This is a genomic window from Escherichia sp. E10V10 (assembly GCF_004211985.1).
Lineage (GTDB): Bacteria > Pseudomonadota > Gammaproteobacteria > Enterobacterales > Enterobacteriaceae > Escherichia.
Genome location: NZ_RHJO01000001.1, coordinates 349,912 through 373,442, shown reverse-complemented (window position 1 = coordinate 373,442; position 23,531 = coordinate 349,912). Strand labels below are relative to the sequence as shown.

Sequence of the window (23,531 nt, the reverse complement as noted above, 5' to 3'; positions counted from 1 at the left end):
GCGTGAACGCCTTATCCGGCCTACGGGCGCGTCACGTTTGTAGGCCTGATAAGATGCGCAAGCATCGCATCAGGCACGGGCATCGAATGCCGGATGCGGCGTGAACGCCTTATCCGGCCTACGGGCGCGTCACGTTTGCAGGACTGATAAGATGCGCAAGCATCGCATCAGGCACGGGTAACGAATGCCGGATGCGGCGTCAACGCCTTATCCAGCCTACGGGCGCGTCACATTTGTAGGCCTGATAAGATGCGCAAGCATCGCATCAGGCACGGGCAACGAATGCCGGATGCGGCGTCAACGCCTTCTCCGGCCTACGGGCAAGCAAACTTAATCGTTTTGTGCCGTCTGCCCTGCCGCCGCCATCTGGGCGGCTTTTTGTTTTTTATAACTCAACGCCGCTGCCGGAACGGGCATCACTTTGCCGGTTTCAATCCATGTACGCAGGCGGCTGGCATCGGCAAAATGGGTATATTTGCCAAACGCATCCATCACCACCAGCGCCACCGGTTTATTATTGAAAACCGTGCGCATCACCAGGCAATGCCCTGCGGCATTGGTAAAGCCCGTTTTGGTTAGCTGGATATTCCAGTTATCGCGATACACCAGATGGTTAGTATTGCGGAATGGCAGCGTATACGACGGGTTAGAGAAGGTCGCCATATCTTCACGGGTGGTACTTAACTGACCGATCAACGGATATTGTTTGGTGGCAATCAACAATTTGGTCAGATCACGGGCAGTCGAAACGTTATGCACAGATAGCCCGGTCGGTTCAACGAAGCGCGTGTTATTCATCCCGAGAGCTTTTGCTTTCGCATTCATTGCTTTAATAAATGCGTTATAACCGCCAGGATAATGATGTGCCAGGCTCGCCGCCGCGCGGTTTTCCGAAGACATCAACGCCAGCAGCAGCATATCTTTACGGCTGATTTCGCTGTTCAGTCGTACGCGCGAATAGACTCCTCTCATCTCCGGCGTCTGGCTGATGTCTACTTTTAGTTTCTCATCCAGCGGCAGTCGTGCATCCAGCACAACCATCGCAGTCATTAATTTGGTGATTGAGGCAATCGGACGCACCAGATCCGGGTGGTTCGAATAGATCACTTTGTTGGTATTAAGATCAACAATCATCGCACTACCGGAAGCAATTTCCGGCTGCGAAGCGGTGGTAGCGGCTGCCGTTTTCGCAGCGGCCTGCGGTGCAAAAGGCACAGCCAGCATCAGGGCCAGGCTAAATAAAGAAACTCGAAATTTCGGCATGATGAGCATTCAAATAGTGGTTCACGCGCACGGGTTGCGCACCGCCGGAGTAAGGATTTACTGAGGCTAGCGAAGCCATCATAACGAGCAAAAAGTGCGGTCGTCAAAGGAGAATCGTGAGGAAATGCTGCATTGCTGACATTTACGCCAGCAATGCAACGCAAAAGAACTTTCTAGAACAGACGATAACCGTACCCCCAAAGTATGACGGTAAGGGCGAGCAGGACTTCCAGTACCAGCACACCAATCGCCAGTGTAGAACTGGAGAAGCTAAGACCTTCCTCTTTGTTAATATTCAGGAAGCTTGGAATACCGAGATAAAGCAGATACCCCGTGTAAAACAGCGCCACCGTGCCGACCAGAGCACACAGCCAGACCAGCGGGTAAAGCGCTACCAGACCGCTTAGAAACAGCGGCGTCGCGACGTATCCCGCGAAGACCATACAGTGCGCAAGCGACGGGCGCTGTGGGTAATTGCGCGCCATCCACCAGATGACCCGCCCCATCACCGCGACCCCAGCCAGCATCACGCCATAAAACAAGACAGCCAACGCCAGTCCGGTAAACCAGGATAACTTCAGGATAGTGCCATCGCCAAAATTCCAGCCGATTTGCGTGGTGCCAATGAAGGCGCAAATCACCGGAATCGCCGCCATCAGCAAAACGTGGTGGGTGTAGTGATGAGAAATCGTTTCGTTTTCACGATTAATCACCTGCATTTCACGATCGGGATGGGAAAACAGTCCCCAGACATGGCTCATACCGCCCCCTTGTTGTGAGTTCATGAACCTGACAGTTCAAGTATAAGTCAGCTTGTGATTATTTTTTATTCAACCACAAAATTAGTGCACTACCCTGAGGGGCTTTTTCTGCGTGAATAATTTACTGGGTGTATGCTTACAGGTAACCAAAGGGAGACAGACTGGCCTATGGATATTAATACACTTATTTCACAATATGGTTATGCCGCGCTGGTACTTGGCAGTCTGGCTGAAGGTGAAACTGTCACCTTGCTCGGTGGTGTTGCCGCGCATCAGGGACTGCTGAAATTCCCGCTAGTGGTACTTTCCGTAGCACTTGGCGGCATGATTGGCGACCAGGCGCTTTATCTGTGCGGGCGGCGGTTTGGCGGCAAGCTGTTACGCCGTTTCTCAAAACATCAGGATAAAATTGAACGGGCGCAGAAGCTGATCCAACGTCATCCGTATCTGTTTGTTATTGGTACACGTTTTATGTATGGCTTTCGGGTGATTGGTCCGACGCTGATTGGCGCTAGTCAGCTACCGCCGAAAATATTTCTACCGCTGAATATTCTCGGCGCATTTGCCTGGGCGCTGATTTTTACCACCATTGGCTACGCAGGTGGCCAGGTGATTGCGCCGTGGTTGCACGAACTTGACCAACATTTGAAGCACTGGGTTTGGTTGATTCTGGTTGTGGCTCTGGTGGTTGGTGTTCGCTGGTGGCTGAAACGGCGCGGGAAGAAAAAGCCGGATAATCAGGCGTAAAGCAGTTATCTCATGATGCGGCCTGTAGGTCGGATAAGGCGTCCGCGCCGCATCCGACATTCGGTGCACCATGCCTGATGCGACGCTTGCGCGTCTTATCAGGCCTACAAAATATTACCTATTGAAATAGCCACTCACCTCATTGCACTACTCCGGCTTAAACTGCGGATTTGCCAGCATAAAACCGCCATCGACAATCAGCGACTGCCCGGTGGTGTAATTGGCGCCTTCGGAACATAGCCAGGCCACCAGGCTGGCAATCTCTTGCGTTGCGCCGAAACGTCGCAGGGGGATCGAAGGCTCTGCATCAGGCTTCACATCGCCGTCATCCATTCCGTTCATCGGCGTGGCAATCGCGCCAGGCGCGACCGCATTCACCAGAATCTTGTGCCGCACTAACTCCAGCGCCATTGCTTTAGTTAACCCGCCGAGCGCATGTTTAGCGGCTGTGTAGGCGCTGGCATCCGGCAGCGGCGTATGTTCATGTACCGACGTAATGTTGATGATACGACCGCCCTGCCCTTGTTTCACCATCTGGCGGGCCGCAATTTGTGAGCACAAAAATGCACCATCGACATCAACGGTAAAAATCTTGCGCCACTCATCAAAAGCCATATCAAGAAACGGCGCTTTGGTCATTGCGCCCGCATTATTCACCAGCACATCAATGCGCCCCAGCCGTTGAATAAGTTTCTCCAGCGCCAGTGCTCCTTCTGGCAGTTTACCGAGATCCAGCTGCACGATCTCCGCACGTACACCGTGGCTAACCACCCCACGGGCGGTATCTTTTGCCCCTGCTTCATCAGAGTGCCAGGTAATGCCAATATCAAACCCCTGCTGCGCCAGTAATAACGCGCACTCTTTGCCGATCCCCGAATCGGAAGCGGTAATAATCGCGACCTGCGCCATTGAGTTCTCCACCTAACGCTGACTAAACGTTAAGTATAGAAGGCGCATATCCTCAGCGTTTGTAGCCCCCGCCCAGCGCACTGGTGAGTTGAATGGAGACATCCAGCCATTGCCCTTGCAAAAGCAGGCCGTTGGCTCGTTCGCGAAGCGCCGGAATTCTGGCTTCACTGACGCGGGAACCCGCGATGATGCCCGCGTTAAATCGCGCCTGTGCCAGCCCCACCACACGCATGGCATCGCGCTCAATTTGCGCCTGATGCTGGTTTTTCTCTGCCAGTGTCTGCACCTGACTCGCCGCCCGCGCCACATCATTCACCGCCTCGACCACTGCTTTGTTGTAGTTGGCAATCGACAAGTTGCTTTCGGCTTTCGCAATATCAAGATTGGCATTAAGTCTGCCGCTGTCGAATATCGGCAATGTCAGTCCCGCCGTGACGCCCATCTGTTGGGCGGAGCTACGAAAAAGATCGCTTAAATGCAAAGCATCCTGTTGCAGGAAGGCCATCAGATTGATGTCGGGATAAAATGCCGCTTTTGCTGCGTCGATGGTACTTAACGACGACTCGACATACCAATGCGCCGCCTGCAAATCTGCCCGCCGGGCCAGCAAGGAATATCCCAGTTCATCAGGAAGCTGGCTTGCCACTTTCGGCAACGTGACCGGATGCAGCTTCAATGCGCTTTTCTGATGGTTGGTGAGCGCACTTAATCGCGCCTCGATAATTTTCATTTTACCCGCGACATCGTTGAGCTGTTGCTGGGTTTTACTGGCATTAATATCGGTTTCCACACCTTCAACCGAAGAGGTAATTCCACGCTGATAGAGCTGGCGATCGGTCGCAATAATGGTGTTCTGCTCTTTTTCGATTTGCAGCAATACAGTGTTCAAAGCTGCCTGGGTTTGCCACTCCCAGTACAGGCGTGCCACGCTGCCAGCCAGCAATTGTCGGGTCTGCTCACGTTCAGCCGCCCGTGCTTTAACATTCCCCAGGCGAGCAGTAACTTCCGCCCGATTCTTTCCCCAAATATCAAGATGCCAGCCCGCCGTTAAACCAAAAGTACCGTTGGTATACCACGGCCCCGTAGTTCCTGCGGCAGGATCGTTCAGGGCAAACGGCCCCATTAACCCTTCAGCCGACATTTTTTGCCGTTCCATATCCGCAGAAAAACCTACCTGCGGGCCATCCTGGGTCGCTACTGCTTTCGCCTGCGCTTCAGCCAGTTGAATGCGCTGTTCAGCCACCTGCATATCCGGCGCGTTCTGTATTGCATTATTAATTAAAGAAGTGAGTTGATTATCGTGGTATTCCAGCCACCACTGGCTGTCTGGCCAACCGTTTTTCAATGCCGCAGGTAACGCCGTGTCCACTTGCGTGGCAGGCGTTTGCAGGCTTAACGCCTGGCGAGTTTCGTGCACAGGCGCACATCCAGCCAACAAAATTAAAAGCGGAAAACAGACGCTTGCTGCATTAATTGAATCACGATTCATGGGGAATAATCAGGTAAGAAACGGTGCGCGGAGATTACCGTGTGTGGCGATATATTTTTTAGTTTCGCGTGGCAATACATCAGCGGAAATAAAACGACATATCCAGAAAAATATACAGTAAGTGAATGATATCCTCTGATTTATCTTAATTATTTATGAATGACGGCAAAGAGTTTCATTTTTTCCTATACTTATTCAGCATTCACAAATAAAGGAACGCCAATGAAAATTATACTCTGGGCAGTATTGATTATTTTCCTGATTGGGCTACTGGTGGTGACTGGCGTATTTAAGATGATATTTTAAAAATCAGATATGGCATATAAGTTGTCAGGCTACTAATTAGATGTTTTGTGTACTTGATTTGCAAACAGCTCCGGTGTTGGTGGCGTCAAAATCGCTGAAGCGTTCCCCGAAGGCCGGGGCAGCCCACATGGATGTGGGCTGAGGGCGCGTCTTACAAGGACGTTACCTCGCGCCCGACCCGGTAGCCGAAGGGGATAAGCTGAAGGTACCGCGCAGCGGCGATTTTGTTCGCCAGAGCCCGGGGGTGCAGGGGGCGGCGGCGATTGGCCGCCCCCTGCGCGCTCCTTGCGCCAGTAGCAATATGTGGCTTAGCTCATGAAAGGAGCGCAACAAGATGATGAAGCTGAATAAGCAATTCATTGTCCCTTATAAGCTGCGATTCCACTATTATCGCAGCTTATCGATATCAATTGCCTGAATAGCCCTTGCAATATCAGGGGAATTATTCAACACCCGCACATGCTGAAATAATTCCGTTGCTTCATCATATTCTTTACGTAAATAACTCAACCACTGCTTAATCCGCGCGACGTGATATAAGCCGGTATCTCCCTGTTTCTCCAGACGGGTATACTTTTGCAGCAATGCAACGACCTCCGGCCACGGCATTCGCGGTTCGTTATATTTCACCACCCGACTCAGGTTGGGAATATTGAGCGCCCCGCGCCCAATCATCACCGCGTCGCAGCCGCTGATAGCCATGCATTGTTGCGCACTCTGCCAGTCCCAGATTTCACCATTGGCAATCACCGGAATATTCAGCCGCTGGCGAATCTCGCCAATCGCCCGCCAGTCGATATGCTCCGCGCGGTACCCCTGCTCTTTTGTCCGCCCATGCACCACCAGCTCCGTAGCGCCAGCCTGTTGAACAGCATCGGCAATTTCAAATTTTTTCTCGCCACTGTCCCAGCCCAAACGCACTTTCACGCTGACGGGCAAATGCGCCGGTACGGCTTCGCGCATCGCTTTCGCTCCCTGGTAGATGAGTTCGGGATCTTTCAGTAACGTTGCCCCACCGCCGCTGCCGTTAACCGTTTTCGACGGGCAGCCGCAGTTAAGATCCACGCCCCAGGAACCTAATTCCACCGCACGGGCGGCGTTCTCTGCCAGCCATTGCGGAAACTGCCCCAGCAACTGTACGCGCACCAGCGTACCTGAAGGAGTACGGCTGGCGTTTTGTAGCTCAGGACAAATGCGATGAAAAACTTTTACCGGCAGCAGTTGATCCACCACGCGAACAAACTCAGTGATGCACAGATCGTAGTCGTTAACTTCGGTCAGCAATTCGCGCACCAGAGAGTCAAGTACCCCCTCCATTGGCGCCAGTAACACACGCATATCATCACCCGCAAAAAAATGAGGCGCTATGTTAGCGCCTCCGGTCAGCGGATTAAAGGTCTGCCGAGAGAGATTGCGGCGAAGCTGCAATCCCTCTCTATGCTTGATCTATGGCAAACACACTTTCTGTTGCGAAAAAGCAGATTTGCCTGAGTTCGCTGCTCACATCGTCATACCCAGGCGCGAAAAATAGCGATGAATTCTCAATGTGATCTGTAGCACATTTTATGAATTAATTGTATGATGAATCCATCTCATCTGGGGTGTTGATTATGAGTAAGACACTGAACATTATCTGGCAATATTTACGCGCTTTCGTCCTGATTTATGCCTGCCTGTATGCAGGCATTTTCATTGCATCCCTGCTACCGGTAACCATTCCGGGCAGCATTATCGGGATGCTGATCCTGTTTGTCCTGCTGGCCTTGCAAATTCTTCCGGCGAAGTGGGTCAATCCGGGGTGTTACGTTTTAATTCGCTATATGGCGCTATTGTTTGTGCCGATTGGCGTAGGCGTAATGCAATATTTTGATTTACTACGCGCGCAGTTTGGCCCGGTAGTGGTTTCCTGTGCAGTCAGTACGCTGGTGGTTTTTCTGGTGGTGAGCTGGAGTTCTCAACTGGTGCACGGTGAACGTAAGGTCGTAGGTCAGAAAGGATCAGAAGAATGATGGCAAATATCTGGTGGTCATTACCGCTGACGTTGATTGTCTTTTTTGCCGCCCGCAAGCTGGCGGCGCGGTATAAGTTTCCCTTGCTTAACCCGTTGCTGGTGGCAATGGTGGTGATCATTCCTTTTTTAATGCTGACCGGCATCTCTTACGACAGCTACTTTAAAGGTAGCGAAGTGCTAAACGATCTGCTGCAACCGGCGGTCGTCGCACTGGCCTATCCTTTATATGAACAGTTGCATCAAATCCGCGCCCGCTGGAAATCAATCATCACCATCTGTTTTATCGGCAGCGTGGTAGCGATGGTGACAGGGACTTGCGTGGCATTGTTGATGGGGGCTTCACCGGAAATTGCTGCGTCAATATTACCGAAATCAGTCACCACGCCAATTGCGATGGCTGTCGGCGGCAGTATTGGCGGTATTCCGGCAATCAGCGCAGTTTGTGTCATTTTCGTCGGGATCCTCGGCGCGGTCTTTGGTCATACGTTACTTAATGCAATGCGTATTCGTACCAAAGCGGCGCGCGGTCTGGCGATGGGGACGGCTTCCCACGCCCTCGGTACGGCGCGCTGTGCTGAGCTGGATTATCAGGAAGGCGCATTTAGTTCGCTGGCGCTGGTGTTATGCGGGATTATTACTTCGCTGATCGCGCCGTTCCTTTTCCCAATTATTCTGGCAGTAATGGGCTAAAATTTGCGATGCGTCGCGCATTTTTGATGTACGTTTCACGCGTTGCATAATTAATGAGATTCAGATCACATATAAAGCCATAGCAGGTTCGTAAACTGTTATCCCATTACATGATTATGAGGCAACGCCATGCATCCACGTTTTCAAACTGCTTTTGCCCACCTTGCGGATAACTTGCAATCTGCGCTGGAACCTATTCTGGCAGACAAGTACTTCCCCGCTTTGTTGACCGAGGAGCAAGTCTCTTCGCTTAAGAGCGCAACCGGGCTGGACGAAGACGCGCTGGCTTTCGCACTGCTACCGCTGGCTGCGGCCTGTGCGCGTACGCCATTGTCGAATTTTAACGTTGGCGCTATTGCACGCGGCGTGAGTGGTACATGGTATTTCGGTGCCAATATGGAATTTATTGGTGCAACAATGCAGCAAACTGTTCATGCCGAACAAAGTGCTATCAGCCACGCCTGGTTAAGCGGTGAGAAAGCTCTCGCGGCCATCACCGTTAACTACACGCCTTGTGGTCACTGCCGTCAGTTTATGAATGAACTGAACAGCGGTCTGGATCTGCGTATTCATCTGCCGGGTCGCGAGGCGCACGCACTGCGTGACTATCTGCCGGATGCCTTTGGACCAAAAGATCTGGAGATAAAAACGCTGCTGATGGACGAGCAGGATCACGGCTTTGCGTTAACTGGTGATGCGCTTTCTCAGGCGGCGATTGCCGCGGCAAACCGTTCGCACATGCCTTACAGTAAGTCACCAAGCGGTGTAGCGCTGGAATGCAAAGACGGTCGTATTTTCAGCGGCAGCTACGCTGAAAACGCCGCATTCAACCCGACTCTGCCGCCGTTGCAGGGTGCGTTAATTCTGTTGAATCTCAAGGGTTATGATTACCCGGATATCCAGCGCGCGGTTCTGGCAGAAAAAGCCGATGCGCCGTTGATTCAATGGGATGCAACCTCAGCAACGCTGAAAGCTCTCGGCTGTCACAGTATCGACCGCGTTCTTCTCGCTTAAGCCTGGTGCCGGATGCGGCGGGAACGCCTTGTCCGGCCTACAGTCTGGCACGCTGATAAGCGTTGCATCAGGCTTGCCAGCGCTCTCCTGATGTCGAAAATCCCGGCAAACAGTTTACCGTTTCTTGCGCAAAAGCAGCGGGTAAAGTAGCCTGATAAAAATTTCCCGAGATCGAGTCTTCTGCATGTTAAAGCGTCTGTTCTACAGCCTGTTAGTCATGATCGGCTTGCTGCTGTTGACTGTGCTCGGCCTCGATCGCTGGATGAGTTGGAAAACCGCGCCTTATATCTACGACGAGTTGCAGGATCTCCCCTACCGTCAGGTCGGCGTGGTGCTTGGCACAGCAAAGTATTATCGCACCGGAGTCATTAATCAGTATTACCGCTACCGTATTCAGGGGGCGATTAATGCCTATAACAGCGGTAAGGTGAACTATCTATTACTTAGCGGCGATAACGCGTTGCAAAGTTATAACGAGCCGATGACCATGCGCAAAGATTTAATAGCCGCTGGCGTCGACCCCTCTGATATTGTTCTCGATTACGCGGGCTTCCGAACACTGGATTCCATCGTACGCACGCGCAAAGTGTTCGATACTAACGATTTCATTATTATCACCCAGCGTTTTCACTGTGAGCGGGCATTATTTATCGCTTTACATATGGGTATTCAGGCCCAGTGTTATGCCGTACCATCGCCAAAAGATATGTGGTCTGTCCGTATTCGCGAATTTGCCGCCCGTTTCGGCGCGCTGGCTGACCTTTATATTTTTAAACGTGAGCCGCGCTTTTTAGGTCCATTGGTCCCTATTCCGGCAATGCATCAAGTGCCGGAAGATGCGCAGGGCTATCCCGCCGTCACGCCCGAGCAGTTACTTGAATTACAAAAGAAACAAGGAAAGTAGTTATGGATGTACAGCAGTTTTTTGTCGTTGCCGTTTTTTTCCTAATCCCTGTATTTTGTTTTCGCGAAGCGTGGAAAGGCTGGCGTGCTGGCGCGATTGATAAACGGGTTAAAAATTCGCCGGAACCGGTGTATGTCTGGCGCGAAAAAAATCCGGGGCTCTTCTTTGCTTATATGGTGGCGTATTGTGGTTTCGGAATTTTATCTATTGGCATGATTATTTATCTTATTTTCTATCGTTAATATTCCCCTCTCCAGTTAATTATTGAGAATAATTATTACTTCACCTGATAAGCTGCGGATATCACATTCTTAACCGCAGCTATTTGTGAATCCTTTCACAGTTTAAATTTCCCCGCACGCTTAGCCTTAATATCAGTACATTATTATTGACTAAACGCTCGCCTTAATTACCTATAGCATTAAGGAAGATCACATGCCGCAACAAAATTATCTGGATGAACTCACTCCGGCTTTTACGCCTTTACTGGCGATTAAAGAAGCCTCTCGCTGTTTATTATGTCACGACGCGCCCTGTAGTCAGGCTTGCCCGGCGCAAACCGATCCGGGAAAATTTATTCGCTCAATTTATTTTCGTAATTTTAAAGGTGCTGCCGAGACAATTCGCGAAAATAACGCGCTCGGTGCCGTTTGCGCCAGAGTATGCCCTACGGAAAAATTATGCCAGCGGGGTTGTACCCGTGCCGGTGTTGATGATCCAATTGATATTGGCCGCTTGCAGCGTTTTGTTACTGATTTCGAACAGCAAACCGGAATGGAGATTTATCAGCTCGGCAGTAAAACGCTCGGCAAAGTGGCGATTATTGGTGCAGGCCCTGCCGGGCTACAAGCGAGTGTGACACTGACCAACCGGGGATACGACGTCACGATTTATGAAAAAGAAGCACAGCCAGGGGGTTGGCTGCGTAATGGCATTCCGCAATTTCGTTTGCCGCAATCAGTGCTGGATGCAGAAATCGCCCGTATCGAAAAAATGGGGGTGACCATAAAGTGCAATTGCGAGATTGGTAAAACACTCACGCTGGAACAATTGAAAGCGGAAAACCGAGCGGTACTGGTCACCGTGGGGTTATCGAGCGGTTCTGGTCTGCCGCTGTTTGAACATAGCGACGTTGAGATTGCCGTCGACTTCTTGCAACGTGCACGACAGGCGCAGGGCGATATCAGCATCCCACAGAGCGCATTAATTATTGGCGGCGGCGATGTCGCGATGGACGTTGCCAGCACGCTGAAAGTTCTTGGTTGCCCGGCGGTGACCTGCGTTGCGCGTGAAGAGTTAGATGAGTTTCCGGCAAGCAAGAAAGAGTTCACCAGCGCTCAGAAATTGGGGGTATCGATTATCGATGGCTTTACGCCAGTGGCTGTAGACGGCAATAAAGTGACGTTTAAACATGTTCATTTACCGGGCGAACTGACGATGGCGGCGGACAAAATTATTCTCGCTGTAGGTCAACATGCCGAACTTGCCGCGTTTGCGGCGCTGGCTCCGCAGCGTAACACCATCGAAACGCAAAATTACCAGACCCGTGACCCGCAACTGTTTGCCGCTGGCGATATTGTTGAGGGTGACAAAACCGTGGTTTATGCAGTGAAAACCGGGAAAGAAGCCGCCGAGGCGATCCATCACTATTTAGAGGGAGCTTGCTCATGTTAACGAAAGATCTTTCTATTACCTTTTGCGGCGTGAAGTTTCCCAACCCGTTCTGCCTCTCTTCTTCGCCGGTTGGCAATTGCTACGAGATGTGCGCCAAAGCCTACGACACCGGCTGGGGTGGCGTGGTGTTCAAAACGATCGGCTTTTTTATCGCTAATGAAGTCTCACCGCGTTTTGATCATCTGGTGAAAGAAGATACCGGTTTTATCGGCTTCAAAAATATGGAGCAGATTGCTGAACATCCGTTGGAAGAGAATCTGGCCGCCCTGCGTCGGCTGAAAGAAGATTACCCGGACAAAGTATTGATCGCTTCGATCATGGGGGAAAATGAGCAGCAATGGGAAGATCTGGCGCGTCTGGTGCAAGAAGCTGGCGCCGATATGATCGAGTGTAACTTCTCCTGTCCACAGATGACTTCCCATGCAATGGGTAGCGATGTCGGGCAAAGCCCGGAGCTGGTAGAAAAATATTGTCGGGCAGTGAAACGTGGTTCCACGCTGCCAATGCTGGCGAAGATGACGCCGAATATCGGTGATATGTGCGAAGTGGCGCTGGCGGCGAAGCGCGGCGGCGCAGATGGCATTGCAGCGATTAACACCGTCAAATCCATCACCAATATCGATCTTAATCAGAAAATTGGTATGCCGATCGTCAACGGTAAATCGAGTATTTCCGGTTATTCCGGTAAAGCGGTGAAACCGATCGCCCTGCGCTTTATTCAGCAAATGCGCACGCATCCAGAGCTGCGCGATTTCCCGATCAGCGGTATCGGCGGTATTGAAACCTGGGAAGATTCGGCGGAGTTTTTATTGCTCGGCGCGGCAACCTTGCAGGTGACCACCGGCATTATGCAGTACGGGTATCGGATAGTGGAAGATATGGCGAGCGGGTTGTCGCATTACCTTGCCGATCAGGGATTTGATTCGTTGCAGGAGATGGTAGGTCTGGCGAATCATAATATTGTTCCGGCAGAAGATTTAGACCGCAGCTATATCGTCTATCCCCATATCAATCTTGATAAATGTGTTGGCTGTGGACGCTGTTACATTTCCTGTTATGACGGCGGTCATCAGGCGATGGAATGGAACGAGAAAACGCGCACGCCGCATTGTAATACCGAAAAATGCGTTGGTTGTTTGCTTTGCGGTCATGTTTGCCCGGTGGGTTGTATCGATCTCGGGGAAGTGAAGTTTAAGAAAGGAGAGAAAGAACACCCGGTAACGTTGTAAAACCAGCGTTGCATCCGGCATTTGGCTCCGATTGCCGGATGCGGCGTGAACGCCTTATCCGGCCTACAAAACCATATAGATCAGTATGTTGTGCTCATTGTAGGCCAGATAAAATGCGCCAGCATTTCATCCGGCATTTGGCTCCTGTCGCCGGATACGGCGTGAACGCCTTATCCGGCCTACAAAACCATATAAATCAGTATGTTGTGCTCATTGTAGGCCGGATAAAACGCGCCAGCGTTGCATCCGGCAATACCCACAATCACATCACTTCTTACGTGCGTATTTCAGTGAATCCAGCGCCACGGCGAAGATAATAATCGCCCCTTTGATGATGTACTGCCAGTACGGGTTTACGCCGATGTACGTCAGGCCATAGTTGATGACCGTAAAGATAATTACCCCGGTCACCACGCCAATCACCGTCCCCACACCGCCGCTGAACGATACGCCGCCCACCACGCACGCCGCGATAGCATCCAGCTCATACATGAAGCCGAGGTTGTTGGTGGCAGAGCCGATACGTCCGGCTTCTAACATCCCGCCGAAGGCATAGAACACGCCAGACAACGCGTAGATCATCAGCAGGTTCAGGCCGACGTTGACACCAGAAACTTTCGCCGCTTCCGGGTTACCGCCAATGGCAAAAATGTTCTTACCAAAACGGGTTTTGTTCCACAGCACCCAGACGAATGCCACCGCAATCAGGGCGTAGAAGGTGATGTAAGAGAGACGGAAACTCCCCAGCGCAATAAATCCCTGGGCAAAAGTGGAGAAACCACTGTCAAAACCAGAAATAGGCGACGCTCCAACAAAGTCGTAATAGAGCGAGTTAATGCCATAAACGATGATCATCGTGCCGAGAGTGGTTATGAATGGCGTTACGTTGAGATAGGCGATAATCAGCCCGTTGATCAAACCGATCACCGCACCAATGGCACAGACAATCAGAATAACCAGCGCAATCGGCATCGTCGCCATTTCCGGAAACACTTTGTTAGCGTTATCCATCGACTGCAATAACGTCGCTGCTACCACTGCCGCCAGCCCTACCTGACGACCAGCAGAAAGGTCAGTCCCCTGGGTGACAATTAACCCTGCCACGCCGAGCGCGATAATAATACGCACCGATGACTGGGTGAGAATATTACTTAAGTTCAACAGACTTAAAAATGTTGGGTCCTGGAAAATAATAATCGCCAGCAAAACTAAAAGAACGACGTAAATACCGCCCTCTTTTAGGTAAGTAAGAAAACTTTTCTTATTTAACGCACTCATGGGAAGCCCCTAATCTTAAAGGTGCAAAGACGCAAGACGCAGAATTTCGTTTTGCGTTGTTGTTTTTGTATCGACAATTCCGGAAACGAGGCCATTGCTCATAACCAGAATACGGTCTGTTATCCCTAACAACTCTGGCATTTCAGAGGAGATAATAATAATCCCCTTGCCTTTCTTCGCCAGTTCGGCAATTAACTGATAAATTTCAAACTTCGCCCCAACATCAATACCGCGCGTTGGTTCGTCGAGCATTAATATTTCCGGTTGCGTCAGTAACCAACGACCAATAATCACTTTTTGCTGATTACCGCCGGAGAGCGAACCAATTTGCGTCCGATGACCTGGCGTTTTTACCCGCATCGAATCAATCACCCACTGGGTATCGCTTTTCATCCGCGAGTTATCCAATAAGCCAACTTTATTTTTGTAGTTGCGAATATTGGAAATTAATGAGTTAAAGCCAATATCCAGATAGGCATAAATTCCCGTTGAACGGCGTTCTTCAGTTACCAACGCGAATCCGTGGTTAATGGCTTCGTTGGCGTTATGGTTATTGATCTTTTTGCCGTGCAACGTAATGGTGCCAGCAGATTTCTCGCGAATGCCAAATAACGTCTCAACAATATCGGTACGTTTCGCCCCCACCAGCCCGGCAATACCGAGGATCTCCCCTTTATGCAAGTCAAACGAGACATCGCGAATCGATGGCTGGCGTAGTGACGTCAGGTTACGCACTTCGAGGATCACTTCGCCCGGCTTGTTTTCTTTATCCGGGAAACGCTGGTTAAGAGAACGACCAACCATCATGGCGATGATCTTGTCCATCGTCAGCCCTTCCAGCGGTTCGGTAGCAATCCACTGACCGTCGCGCAATACGGTGACTTCATCACATAACTGGAAAATCTCTTCCATTTTATGCGAGATATAGACAATACCGCAGCCGCGTTCTTTTAATTTACGAATAATAGTAAACAGATGATTGACCTCTTTTTCGGTTAACGAAGAAGTCGGTTCATCCATAATCACAATTTTCGCGTTATAGGAAAACGCTTTAGCAATTTCGATCATCTGCATTTGCGAAACGGATAATGTGCCGACGCGCGCACGCGGATCGATATCAATATCCAGTTCATCAAAAATCGCTTTAGTTTCGCGGTACATTTTGTCCTGATCAACAAACATGCCTTTGGTGGGATATCGCCCCAGCCACATGTTGTCCATCACCGAACGTTGTAATACCAGGTTTAACTCCTGGTGTACCATCGAAATACCATTTTCCAGTGCTTCTTTGGCAGAATGAAAATCGATCTCTTTACCCTGGAATAAAATGGTGCCGGAATCTTTTTGATAAATACCAAACAGGCATTTTAATAATGTTGATTTTCCCGCGCCGTTTTCCCCCATTAATGCATGGATAGAATGTGGTCGGACTTTTAAATTAACGTTATCAAGTGCCTTAACACCAGGAAAGGACTTGTTGATACCGCTCATTTCCAACAAGTATTCACCTGATGACGGAGTCGTTGAGCTGACCATATAATTTTACCTTGTTGGTCATACAATAAGGGCGCAATAAACTATTGCGCCCGTTCAGTCTTATTTCTTGCTGAATTCAGCCAGGTTATCTTTGTCTACGCCAACATAAGGTACGCGAACCACTTTGTTGTCGATTTTCCAGTTGGTGCCGTCAGCGGCGCCCTTGCCATCGGCCAGGTTTTTCGCCAGATCAAAAGTCGCTTTCGCCTGGTTGTTGGCATCATTCAGTACGGTACCCGCCAGCGCACCGGATTTCACCAGCGCCAGAGCTTCTGGCAGCGCATCGACGCCAAACACCGGAATGCTGGACTTGTTGTGTGCTTTCAGCGCTTCAACCGCACCCATTGCCATCGCATCGTTGTTAGCAATAACCACTTCGATTTTGTTGGCGTTCGGGCCAGACAGCCAGGCGTCCATCTTATCTTTCGCCTGAGCAGTGTCCCACATAGCGGTATCTAACTGTAACTGTTCAGTTTTGATGCCTTTGTCGTTCAGTTCTTTAATCACGTAAGTGGTGCGTGCTTCTGCGTCCGGATGGCCCGGCTCGCCTTTCAGCAGTACGAACTGAATCTGACCGTCTTTGTTCAGATCCCACCCCTGATTCGCCGCCCAGTGTTTAGCAATCAGATCGCCCTGGATAATGCCGGACTCTTTGGAGTCAGTACCAACGTAGTAGGCTTTGTCGTAGCTATCCAGTGCCTTACGGGAAGGTTCTTTGTTGAAGAAAACCACCGGCACGTTTTGCCCGCGCGCTTTCTCAATCACCGTACCCGCAGCTGCCGGGTCAACCAGGTTGATTGCCAGCGCCTTCACCCCTTTCGCCAACAGCACGTCAATCTGATCGTTCTGCTTGGACTGGTCATTCTGTGAATCATTCATCAGCAACTGGACGTCTGGTGCTGCTTTCGCATCCTGTTCGATAGCCTTACGCACGACAGACATAAAGTTATCGTCATATTTATAAATCGTCACACCAATACGGGTATCAGCAGCGTGTGCAGCGGCGCCGAATAACATGCTGGCCATCACAGCAGACAGGGTTAACACCTTCTTATTCATGGTATCTCCGGTTTTTCTTATGCAGGGTAGTGCTTGAGATAAATGCTCGGCGGGCCAGTATGGTTAATGAAGTGTTACTGAACGCCGAAGCTCATTTTTAAAAATCCGTTCGTCCATGCCCGGTAACGCTCCATAAAACGGCTCTAATTGTTGTTATGACGCCATAACTTCGATAAAAGCGATTATTCGCTGTTACATACAAGTTACAACGTTAAAACGGTGCAATCATAGCTACCACATTGTTAAGATACTGTGAAATCTCTCACAAATTGAAAGCGGTTACATCCCCTGATTTGCTCAGTTAGTGATCGCCGCCGCATTCTGGCGTATTGCGACAGAATGGCGGCGCACTAACGTCGGCATAAAACAGTGGCTGGCACGCGGATCAATGTTGCCTGCTGCCCCCTGCAAGGCCAGTTCCGTGGCTAATTTTGCCATCGAAGCAATGGGGTAACGCACAGTCGTTAATTGCGGGTCGGTGTAACGAGCAATGGGGATATCATCGAAACCAATGATTGAGAGATGTAACGGAATCGCAATGCCATTATCTTTTAATGCCGTCAGAGCGCCTGCGGCCATATTGTCGTTATAGGCAAATACAGCGGTAAGATGTAGATTGCGCCCGAGTAGTTCAACCATCGCCGCCTCGCCGCCTGGCATATCTGGCGTACCCGTGCCAATCCAGCTTTCCGGCGGAACAATATCCTGCTCTTTCAACGCGCTTATCCAGCCCGCTTTACGCATTGCGTCATCTTCAATGCTGTGGCTGGAAGAGAGATAGCCGATACGTTGATGACCGTTATTCAACAACATGCGCGTCGCCATTCTGGCACCGCTGATATTATCCAGACAAACACAGCGATGGGCATAACCTGGCACAACCCGATTGATGAGCACCATGCCGGGAATGTTGTCCATAAATTGCGCCAGCTCGTCGTCACTTAACGCCTTTGAATGAACAATCAACGCGTTACAACGCTGGCGAATTAGCACTTCAATGGCGTGACGCTCTTTTTCCGCTTCATGATAGCTATTGCCAATCAACACATATTTCTGATGTTGCTGGGCAACGAGATCGACGGCTTTAACCAATGCGCCGAAAAATGCATCTGAAACATCCATGACCACCACACCGATGGTATCGCTCACCTGAGTTGCCAGCGCCTGTGCATTGGCATTTGGCCGATAATCCAACTCACTCACCGCTTTCATAACTGCTTCACGCGTGTCGGCACTGACCAGCGTACTGTTATTGAGCACCCGGGAAACCGTTGCCACAGAGACGCCAGCCTGACGCGCTACATCACGAATGGTGATCATATTCACTACCTGTTATGAGAATGCAGTAGGTTACTGCTTGCTGGCGGCTATTTTGTCAGCACTGAATACAGGACTTCGTGAATCGAGTCACAGCAATGGAAACGGTTACAGCCGTTTTGTTAATGAATGTGATCCAGATCGTTATCTGGATGTTTTAGATAATGCAGGTCCGGCAGCGCGCAAGGTTAACTGACGCCAGAGCCATTCCACCGGCCCCTGACGGAAGTAACGCAGCCAGATAACAGAGAAAAGCAGGTTCGCCAGCCATACCGGAACGACAAACGCCAGCAACTCCAGGCGGTCAAACTGCATAAACAAACCGAGGTGGTAAAACAGCGTGGTACAAATCAGCGTTTGCAGTAGATAATTGGTTAGCGCCATCCGTCCGACGCAGGCGATTGCCAGCACCAGCCTGAAGCGGCTTAATTGCGGCCAAAAGCCATAAAACAGCGACGCATAGCCAATTGCCTGAAACGGCGCGCTAAGTTCACGCGGCATTTGAAGTAAGAAGGCACACCAGCGATACGCCCAGTCCAGCCGCCATTGCAGTACGATAGCAGGAAGGTTAATCAGCACACCAATTGCCACCAGCACAAAACCGGTACGACGATAGTGACGTAAGCTGAACTGCCCTTTCAGCCAGCCGCTACGCATCAGCGCCGCGCCAATTAACATCATCCCTGCCAGTTGCCAGCCATACTGCGCGCCCAGTGCCAGTAAACTGTTGCCGACGCCATCGGCGCGGTTACTGATCGCTTCAACGCCGCCATAAAGTTTCCAGTATTTTTCATACAAAATGGCCGATGCATCTGGCGTCCAGGCGCGGCTGGTCTGGCTGTCAGAAATCAACCCCAGCAACAGCAAAACGCCAATCCCCACCAGATACAGCATCACGCCAGTATTAAATAAACTTTTTACCGATGGCGCATCACGCACCAGTCGCCAACTGATTAAGCCCACCAATCCGTAAGCCAGCAGGATATCGCCGTCCCAGAACAATAAACCGTGAATAAAGCCCAGCAAGACTAACAGTGTTAACCGCGACTGGATCCAGCGTCTGCCGCGCGGCAGCAACATTTGCAGGCCCGCGCCAAACAACAGCGCAAAAAGCGTGAGGAATTTCACCTGGCCGATGAGATCCAAAAACGCCCAGGTCCAGGCGTCGGACGGGGTAATAGTGCCATACCAGGCGGGATTGAGATAAGCCGCCTTTGGTAAACCAAAGGCGCTGATGTTTAATAGCAGGATCCCCAGAATGGCGACGCCGCGAACAAAATCGAGCGTGACGTTGCGCTCCATGGTTCCTGCCTTTTAATCAGTTGTGATGACGCACAGCGCGCAGAAACTCGTGCCGCGTATTCTGACTGGATTTGAACAAACCACCGAGGGAGGTCGTTGTCGTGGCGCTGGTTGCATCGCGGATGCCACGCGCTTTCACGCAGTAATGCACCGCGTCGATGGAGACAGCCACGTTATTGGTGCCCAGCAGCGTTTGCAGCGCAATGAGGATTTGCTGAGTCAGACGTTCCTGCACCTGCGGGCGCTGGGCAAAGAACTGCACGATGCGGTTAATTTTCGACAGGCCAATCACCGAATCTTTCGGGATATAGGCTACCGTAGCTTTGCCATCGATAGTGACAAAATGGTGCTCGCAGGTGCTGGTCAGGGTGATATCGCGCACGGTGACCATTTCATCGACCTTCATTTTGTTTTCAATGAGGGTGATTTTCGGGAAATTGGCGTAATCCAGACCGGAGAAAATTTCATCGACATACATTTTAGCGATGCGATGCGGCGTTTCCATCAAACTGTCATCAGCGAGGTCGAGATTCAATAGCTGCATGATTTCAGTCATATGACCGGCGATAAGGCTTTTGCGCGTTTCGTTATCCATTTCATGCACGGGCGGGCGCAGCGGTGTTTCCAGTCCTCGCGCAACTAACGCTTCATGAACCAGGGCCGCTTCTTTACTGAGTGATGGCATTTATGTTTTCTCCTGCAGGTGTGACGCCTCCGCCCTGCGTGGGGGCAAAGTTATTAAGCTGATTAGCAGCCCGATTATTGTGCGTGAGGTGGCGCACATAATCCAGTATTCACAGCGATAATTATTGTAATTGCCGCTGCCTTTCAGCGTTAGATGTTAAAACATCGTTATGCATATGCGGAAGTGAAAGTTACTCACAGCGCATTGAATAAACGGTATGATGACTAAAATGCAAACAACACAACAAGGAGCCACGCATGGAAATGCTCGAAGAGCACCGCTGTTTTGAAGGCTGGCAGCAACGCTGGCGGCACGACTCCAGTACCTTAAATTGTCCGATGACGTTCAGCATCTTTCTCCCACCGCCCCGCGACAACGCCCCTCCGCCAGTGCTGTACTGGCTTTCAGGTTTAACCTGCAATGACGAGAACTTCACCACCAAAGCAGGCGCTCAGCGCATAGCGGCAGAACTGGGGATTGTGCTGGTAATGCCAGACACCAGCCCGCGCGGCGAACAGATTGCTAACGATGATGGCTACGATTTAGGCCAGGGTGCGGGGTTTTATCTCAACGCCACGCAACCGCCGTGGGCGACGCATTACAGGATGTATGATTATCTGCGCGATGAATTACCGACGCTGATTCAATCGCAATTTAACGTCAGCGATCGCTGTGCTATTAGTGGTCATTCGATGGGGGGTCATGGCGCATTGATTATGGCGCTGAAAAATCCTGGCAAATACACCAGCGTTTCGGCCTTTGCGCCGATTGTGAATCCGTGCTGCGTCCCGTGGGGAATCAAAGCGTTTAGCACCTATTTAGGTGAGGACAAAAATGCATGGCTGGAATGGGACAGTTGCGCGCTGATGTATGCCAGTAACACGCAGGATGCGATCCCGACGCTTATTGATCAGGGTGATAATGATCAGTTTCTTGCTGACCAACTGCAACCTGCAGTACTGGCAGAAGCCGCGCGCCAGAAAGCGTGGCCGATGACGCTACGTATTCAACCTGGTTATGATCACAGTTACTACTTCATTGCTTCTTTTATAGAGGATCATCTGCGCTTCCATGCGCAGTATTTACTGAAGTGAAAGTTCGCCCGGTTCGCCGGGCATCTCCTCATCAGAAGCGATAATCCACAGCCATAAAGTAACGACGTCCGTCTTCGTTATAGCTGTAGTCATCACGACTCAGATCTTTGTCGCCCAGGTTCAGCACGCCTGCGCGCAGTTTGACGTCTTTGGTCACCTGCCAGGCCGCGCCGGTATTCCAGATCACATAGCCACCTGGCGTTTTAGCGGTATCGCTGTCGGCTCGTTTCTGACCAGTGTAGTGACCAGAAACATAAAACGACCAGTCTTCCAGCGCCAGCGGTTTCCAGTCTAGCGTACCGTTAGCGGTATGGAACGGCAGATCGGATAGCGGTTTGTTTTCACCGTTGCTGACATCGCGTCCATCGTTGTAGGTGTAGTTGAGTGACAGCTTCCATTCATCGTTGAACGGAATTTTCAGCTCGGTTTCCACGCCCTGAATACGAGCTTTGTTAACGTTGTAGTAGCTGAACACCGGTATACGTCGACCGTTTGCCCCCGTTTCAAAACCAACAAAGTTTTGGTAGCCCGGTGCAGCGTTGACGTCAGACGTACGGCTGATGCTGATACGATCTTTCACATCATTGCGGAAGACGGTCACACTGGATTCAACCCCTTCCAGCCAGCCCTCTTCACCCATGTAGTAAAGCCCCAGTTCCCAACTTTCGCTGGTTTCTGGTTTCAGATCCGGGCTACCAATAATCTTGCATGCGCCACGGCAGGAATTGCTCGTCCAGTCAGGGCTAAGTTGCAACAGAGAAGGCGCTTTAAATGCCGTCGCCCAGCCGCCTTTCACCGTTACGGTGTCGGTGGCGTTATAAACCAGATAGGCACGCGGACTCCAGTGTTCGCCGTAGGTTTCGTGATCGTCCATACGCACGCCGGTCGTCAGCGCCAGCGGCTCGAAGATCCGCCATTCATCTTCCACAAACAGCGCGTACTGACTGGCGGACGTTTTAGTGCTGGTGCCGCCGGTCAGGTTCACCGCATCGCTAAGTTTGTCGTGGCGCCATTCCCCCCCCACCGTGACAAACTGATTGATAGCCGTCAGCGGCAGCGTGTATTTACCATCGACCGTGTTACTTTCGGAAGTAATCGGGCTACTGTTGCCTGGGTTTTTGTTCTCGACTTTCTCACCATAATATTTCAGTTCGCTGGTGCCGTAATCCCAGCGCCCATTATGGCTTACGGAGTAGTTCTGGCGTTCGAGGCGGTTTTTGTCCAGCGAGTCAGAATCGCGATCCTGGCGGTCAAAACCGTAACCAGCGGTAAAATCGTGATTTTGATTCGGCGTCCAGGCAAATTCGACATTGCCGTCGCGACTGGAGAATCCTTCAATACGCGGCGTTTCTCCCGTGTCGGTAGTAGAGGAACTCTGCGGGTCATCCTTTTCACGTTTTGCCAGGCTGCCGTAAGCTTTCATTCCCAGCACGCCGTCAATCAGCGGTCCACTCGTGAAGAACTGGCCGTTGTAGGTGTCACCGCGATCGCGATGTTCCTGAATGGTGGTATCTACCGTTACAGTGCCTGACCATTTCTGGCCGATTTTTTTGGTGATGATGTTCACCACGCCGCCGAGCGCATCGGAACCATACAGTGAAGACATCGGGCCACGTACCACTTCGATACGTTCGATGGAATCGACCGGGATCCAGTTCAGGTCAAAGTCATTATGGCGGAAGACGGCATTGCGCGAGTTAACACGTTTACCATCGACAAGAATCAGGGTGTAGCTGCTATCCAGACCACGAATACTGACGCCCTTACGGTTGTCCCCTTCGTTAGTCAGTTGTACGCCCGGCACTTCTTTGAGGACATCCTTCAAATTTTGCACTGGTTTACGTTGCAAATCTTGCTGGGTAATGACACTGATACTGGCGGGCGCATCTTTGAGGTTTTGTTCAACGGAAGATGCCGTGACTACCATCGTTTCGCCATCATCATCAACCGCTAACACAGGCCATGCACATGAAACTGCGGACAAACACAGCCCGACCCGTACGAAAGGGTTCAACCTAAACATTCCATATCTCCATGAGGTAACTACGAAAATAAAATGGGTTATCGCTCACATCTTCTTCATGTCCCCTTGCGTACGGCAGCATCGCGGTAGACTTTTTTGTATGCAGGTGATCATCCCAAAAGCCTGAACAGCCTCTGATTTGTCAGCCTTTTTTGATTTCGGCGTAACGATAATGCAAACGATAACAATTATCAATCCAAATGTTAAATTTTATATCCGTATGAATACTAAGGAAAAGAA

22 protein-coding genes are annotated in these 23,531 nt (G+C 50.8%); 10 read left to right on the top strand and 12 right to left on the bottom strand.

Annotated features, from left to right (window positions below; all coding sequences use genetic code 11):
* Positions 1-330: 330 nt before the first annotated feature.
* Both pbpG and D9736_RS01660 read right to left on the bottom strand, forming a co-directional pair.
* The gene (gene pbpG, locus D9736_RS01665) at positions 331-1,263 is read right to left on the bottom strand and encodes a D-alanyl-D-alanine endopeptidase (protein ID WP_130257529.1); all 933 of its coding nucleotides are present in this window, start codon (positions 1,261-1,263) and stop codon (positions 331-333) included.
* Between the two features lie 173 nt (positions 1,264-1,436).
* On the bottom strand, positions 1,437-2,024 hold the full coding sequence (locus D9736_RS01660) for a Yip1 family protein (RefSeq protein WP_001295454.1): 588 nt from the start codon (positions 2,022-2,024) through the stop codon (positions 1,437-1,439).
* Positions 2,025-2,192: 168 nt separating this feature from the next.
* Here D9736_RS01660 and D9736_RS01655 point away from each other — a divergent pair, with 168 nt between their 5' ends.
* Entirely contained in the window at positions 2,193-2,771 is a 579-nt protein-coding gene (locus D9736_RS01655) for a DedA family protein (protein WP_130257528.1), read from the top strand.
* Between the two features lie 147 nt (positions 2,772-2,918).
* Here the strand turns inward: D9736_RS01655 and D9736_RS01650 are convergent, their stop codons facing one another.
* Both D9736_RS01650 and mdtQ read right to left on the bottom strand, forming a co-directional pair.
* Positions 2,919-3,680, bottom strand: coding sequence for an SDR family oxidoreductase (locus D9736_RS01650; protein ID WP_130257527.1), 762 nt, complete (start codon positions 3,678-3,680; stop codon positions 2,919-2,921).
* A gap of 52 nt (positions 3,681-3,732) precedes the next feature.
* Positions 3,733-5,169, bottom strand: coding sequence for a multidrug resistance outer membrane protein MdtQ (gene mdtQ / locus D9736_RS01645; RefSeq protein WP_130257526.1), 1,437 nt, complete (start codon positions 5,167-5,169; stop codon positions 3,733-3,735).
* A gap of 159 nt (positions 5,170-5,328) precedes the next feature.
* Here mdtQ and yohP point away from each other — a divergent pair, with 159 nt between their 5' ends.
* Complete coding sequence (gene yohP, locus D9736_RS23815; RefSeq protein ID WP_205712852.1) at positions 5,329-5,475, top strand: small membrane protein YohP; 147 nt, start codon at positions 5,329-5,331, stop codon at positions 5,473-5,475.
* Positions 5,476-5,862: 387 nt separating this feature from the next.
* Here yohP and dusC read toward each other — a convergent pair whose 3' ends face one another.
* A complete protein-coding gene (gene dusC, locus D9736_RS01635) occupies positions 5,863-6,813 on the bottom strand; it encodes a tRNA dihydrouridine(16) synthase DusC (protein ID WP_130257525.1) in 951 nt (316 codons plus the stop codon).
* Positions 6,814-7,085: 272 nt separating this feature from the next.
* On the opposite strand from dusC, the gene D9736_RS01630 reads away from it, so the two are divergent.
* The 7 genes from D9736_RS01630 (at position 7,086) to preA (ending at position 12,997) form a co-directional block, all read left to right on the top strand.
* Positions 7,086-7,484, top strand: a complete 399-nt coding sequence (locus tag D9736_RS01630; protein ID WP_001295452.1) for a CidA/LrgA family protein — start codon at positions 7,086-7,088, stop codon at positions 7,482-7,484.
* Positions 7,481-8,176, top strand: coding sequence for a CidB/LrgB family autolysis modulator (locus tag D9736_RS01625; RefSeq protein ID WP_130207051.1), 696 nt, complete (start codon positions 7,481-7,483; stop codon positions 8,174-8,176). Before D9736_RS01630 ends, D9736_RS01625 begins: the two co-directional genes overlap by 4 nt.
* A 129-nt stretch (positions 8,177-8,305) precedes the next feature.
* Positions 8,306-9,190 carry a cytidine deaminase gene (cdd, locus tag D9736_RS01620; RefSeq protein ID WP_130257524.1) on the top strand — a complete coding sequence of 295 codons (885 nt, stop codon included), beginning with the start codon at positions 8,306-8,308 and terminating at the stop codon, positions 9,188-9,190.
* A 184-nt stretch (positions 9,191-9,374) separates the two neighbouring features.
* A complete protein-coding gene (sanA, locus tag D9736_RS01615; protein WP_130207054.1) occupies positions 9,375-10,094 on the top strand; it encodes an outer membrane permeability protein SanA in 720 nt (239 codons plus the stop codon).
* 2 nt (positions 10,095-10,096) lie between these two features.
* On the top strand, positions 10,097-10,336 hold the full coding sequence (locus D9736_RS01610) for a DUF2542 family protein (protein WP_130207056.1): 240 nt from the start codon (positions 10,097-10,099) through the stop codon (positions 10,334-10,336).
* 193 nt (positions 10,337-10,529) lie between these two features.
* Positions 10,530-11,768, top strand: coding sequence for an NAD-dependent dihydropyrimidine dehydrogenase subunit PreT (gene preT / locus D9736_RS01605; RefSeq protein ID WP_130257523.1), 1,239 nt, complete (start codon positions 10,530-10,532; stop codon positions 11,766-11,768).
* Positions 11,762-12,997: an NAD-dependent dihydropyrimidine dehydrogenase subunit PreA gene (gene preA, locus D9736_RS01600; RefSeq protein WP_130257522.1), complete on the top strand. Its 1,236-nt coding sequence runs from the start codon at positions 11,762-11,764 to the stop codon at positions 12,995-12,997. The genes preT and preA overlap by 7 nt, the downstream gene beginning before the upstream one ends.
* 267 nt (positions 12,998-13,264) lie before the next feature.
* Here preA and mglC read toward each other — a convergent pair whose 3' ends face one another.
* The 6 genes from mglC to folE all read right to left on the bottom strand — a co-directional run bounded on the left by mglC (position 13,265) and on the right by folE (position 20,174).
* The gene (mglC, locus tag D9736_RS01595; protein ID WP_001275110.1) at positions 13,265-14,275 is read right to left on the bottom strand and encodes a galactose/methyl galactoside ABC transporter permease MglC; all 1,011 of its coding nucleotides are present in this window, start codon (positions 14,273-14,275) and stop codon (positions 13,265-13,267) included.
* A gap of 15 nt (positions 14,276-14,290) precedes the next feature.
* Positions 14,291-15,811, bottom strand: a complete 1,521-nt coding sequence (gene mglA / locus D9736_RS01590; protein ID WP_130221873.1) for a galactose/methyl galactoside ABC transporter ATP-binding protein MglA — start codon at positions 15,809-15,811, stop codon at positions 14,291-14,293.
* 60 nt (positions 15,812-15,871) lie between these two features.
* Positions 15,872-16,870, bottom strand: a complete 999-nt coding sequence (mglB, locus tag D9736_RS01585) for a galactose/glucose ABC transporter substrate-binding protein MglB (RefSeq protein WP_001036964.1) — start codon at positions 16,868-16,870, stop codon at positions 15,872-15,874.
* A gap of 297 nt (positions 16,871-17,167) precedes the next feature.
* A complete protein-coding gene (galS, locus tag D9736_RS01580; RefSeq protein ID WP_130257521.1) occupies positions 17,168-18,190 on the bottom strand; it encodes an HTH-type transcriptional regulator GalS in 1,023 nt (340 codons plus the stop codon).
* 141 nt (positions 18,191-18,331) lie between these two features.
* Complete coding sequence (gene yeiB / locus D9736_RS01575) at positions 18,332-19,489, bottom strand: DUF418 domain-containing protein YeiB (RefSeq protein WP_130257520.1); 1,158 nt, start codon at positions 19,487-19,489, stop codon at positions 18,332-18,334.
* 16 nt (positions 19,490-19,505) lie between these two features.
* Complete coding sequence (folE, locus tag D9736_RS01570; protein WP_001139613.1) at positions 19,506-20,174, bottom strand: GTP cyclohydrolase I FolE; 669 nt, start codon at positions 20,172-20,174, stop codon at positions 19,506-19,508.
* A gap of 257 nt (positions 20,175-20,431) precedes the next feature.
* On the opposite strand from folE, the gene yeiG reads away from it, so the two are divergent.
* On the top strand, positions 20,432-21,268 hold the full coding sequence (gene yeiG / locus D9736_RS01565; RefSeq protein ID WP_130257519.1) for an S-formylglutathione hydrolase: 837 nt from the start codon (positions 20,432-20,434) through the stop codon (positions 21,266-21,268).
* Between the two features lie 31 nt (positions 21,269-21,299).
* Here the strand turns inward: yeiG and cirA are convergent, their stop codons facing one another.
* Positions 21,300-23,291: a catecholate siderophore receptor CirA gene (gene cirA, locus D9736_RS01560; protein ID WP_130257518.1), complete on the bottom strand. Its 1,992-nt coding sequence runs from the start codon at positions 23,289-23,291 to the stop codon at positions 21,300-21,302.
* Between the last annotated feature and the right edge of the window lie 240 nt (positions 23,292-23,531).

Bases quoted from the DNA above. Each gene is read 5' to 3' on its own strand.
- mglC (WP_001275110.1), bottom strand. From the start codon at position 14,275: ATGAGTGCGTTAAATAAGAAAAGTTTTCTTACTTACCTAAAAGAGGGC.
- mdtQ (WP_130257526.1), bottom strand. From the start codon at position 5,169: ATGAATCGTGATTCAATTAATGCAGCAAGCGTCTGTTTTCCGCTTTTA.
- yeiG (WP_130257519.1), top strand. From the start codon at position 20,432: ATGGAAATGCTCGAAGAGCACCGCTGTTTTGAAGGCTGGCAGCAACGC.
- mglB (WP_001036964.1), bottom strand. From the start codon at position 16,870: ATGAATAAGAAGGTGTTAACCCTGTCTGCTGTGATGGCCAGCATGTTA.
- folE (WP_001139613.1), bottom strand. From the start codon at position 20,174: ATGCCATCACTCAGTAAAGAAGCGGCCCTGGTTCATGAAGCGTTAGTT.
- cdd (WP_130257524.1), top strand. From the start codon at position 8,306: ATGCATCCACGTTTTCAAACTGCTTTTGCCCACCTTGCGGATAACTTG.
- D9736_RS01655 (WP_130257528.1), top strand. From the start codon at position 2,193: ATGGATATTAATACACTTATTTCACAATATGGTTATGCCGCGCTGGTA.
- galS (WP_130257521.1), bottom strand. From the start codon at position 18,190: ATGATCACCATTCGTGATGTAGCGCGTCAGGCTGGCGTCTCTGTGGCA.
- D9736_RS01650 (WP_130257527.1), bottom strand. From the start codon at position 3,680: ATGGCGCAGGTCGCGATTATTACCGCTTCCGATTCGGGGATCGGCAAA.
- sanA (WP_130207054.1), top strand. From the start codon at position 9,375: ATGTTAAAGCGTCTGTTCTACAGCCTGTTAGTCATGATCGGCTTGCTG.
- dusC (WP_130257525.1), bottom strand. From the start codon at position 6,813: ATGCGTGTGTTACTGGCGCCAATGGAGGGGGTACTTGACTCTCTGGTG.
- pbpG (WP_130257529.1), bottom strand. From the start codon at position 1,263: ATGCCGAAATTTCGAGTTTCTTTATTTAGCCTGGCCCTGATGCTGGCT.
- D9736_RS01660 (WP_001295454.1), bottom strand. From the start codon at position 2,024: ATGAGCCATGTCTGGGGACTGTTTTCCCATCCCGATCGTGAAATGCAG.
- D9736_RS01610 (WP_130207056.1), top strand. From the start codon at position 10,097: ATGGATGTACAGCAGTTTTTTGTCGTTGCCGTTTTTTTCCTAATCCCT.
- yeiB (WP_130257520.1), bottom strand. From the start codon at position 19,489: ATGGAGCGCAACGTCACGCTCGATTTTGTTCGCGGCGTCGCCATTCTG.
- preA (WP_130257522.1), top strand. From the start codon at position 11,762: ATGTTAACGAAAGATCTTTCTATTACCTTTTGCGGCGTGAAGTTTCCC.
- D9736_RS01625 (WP_130207051.1), top strand. From the start codon at position 7,481: ATGATGGCAAATATCTGGTGGTCATTACCGCTGACGTTGATTGTCTTT.
- D9736_RS01630 (WP_001295452.1), top strand. From the start codon at position 7,086: ATGAGTAAGACACTGAACATTATCTGGCAATATTTACGCGCTTTCGTC.
- mglA (WP_130221873.1), bottom strand. From the start codon at position 15,811: ATGGTCAGCTCAACGACTCCGTCATCAGGTGAATACTTGTTGGAAATG.
- preT (WP_130257523.1), top strand. From the start codon at position 10,530: ATGCCGCAACAAAATTATCTGGATGAACTCACTCCGGCTTTTACGCCT.
- cirA (WP_130257518.1), bottom strand. From the start codon at position 23,291: ATGTTTAGGTTGAACCCTTTCGTACGGGTCGGGCTGTGTTTGTCCGCA.
- yohP (WP_205712852.1), top strand. From the start codon at position 5,329: ATGACGGCAAAGAGTTTCATTTTTTCCTATACTTATTCAGCATTCACA.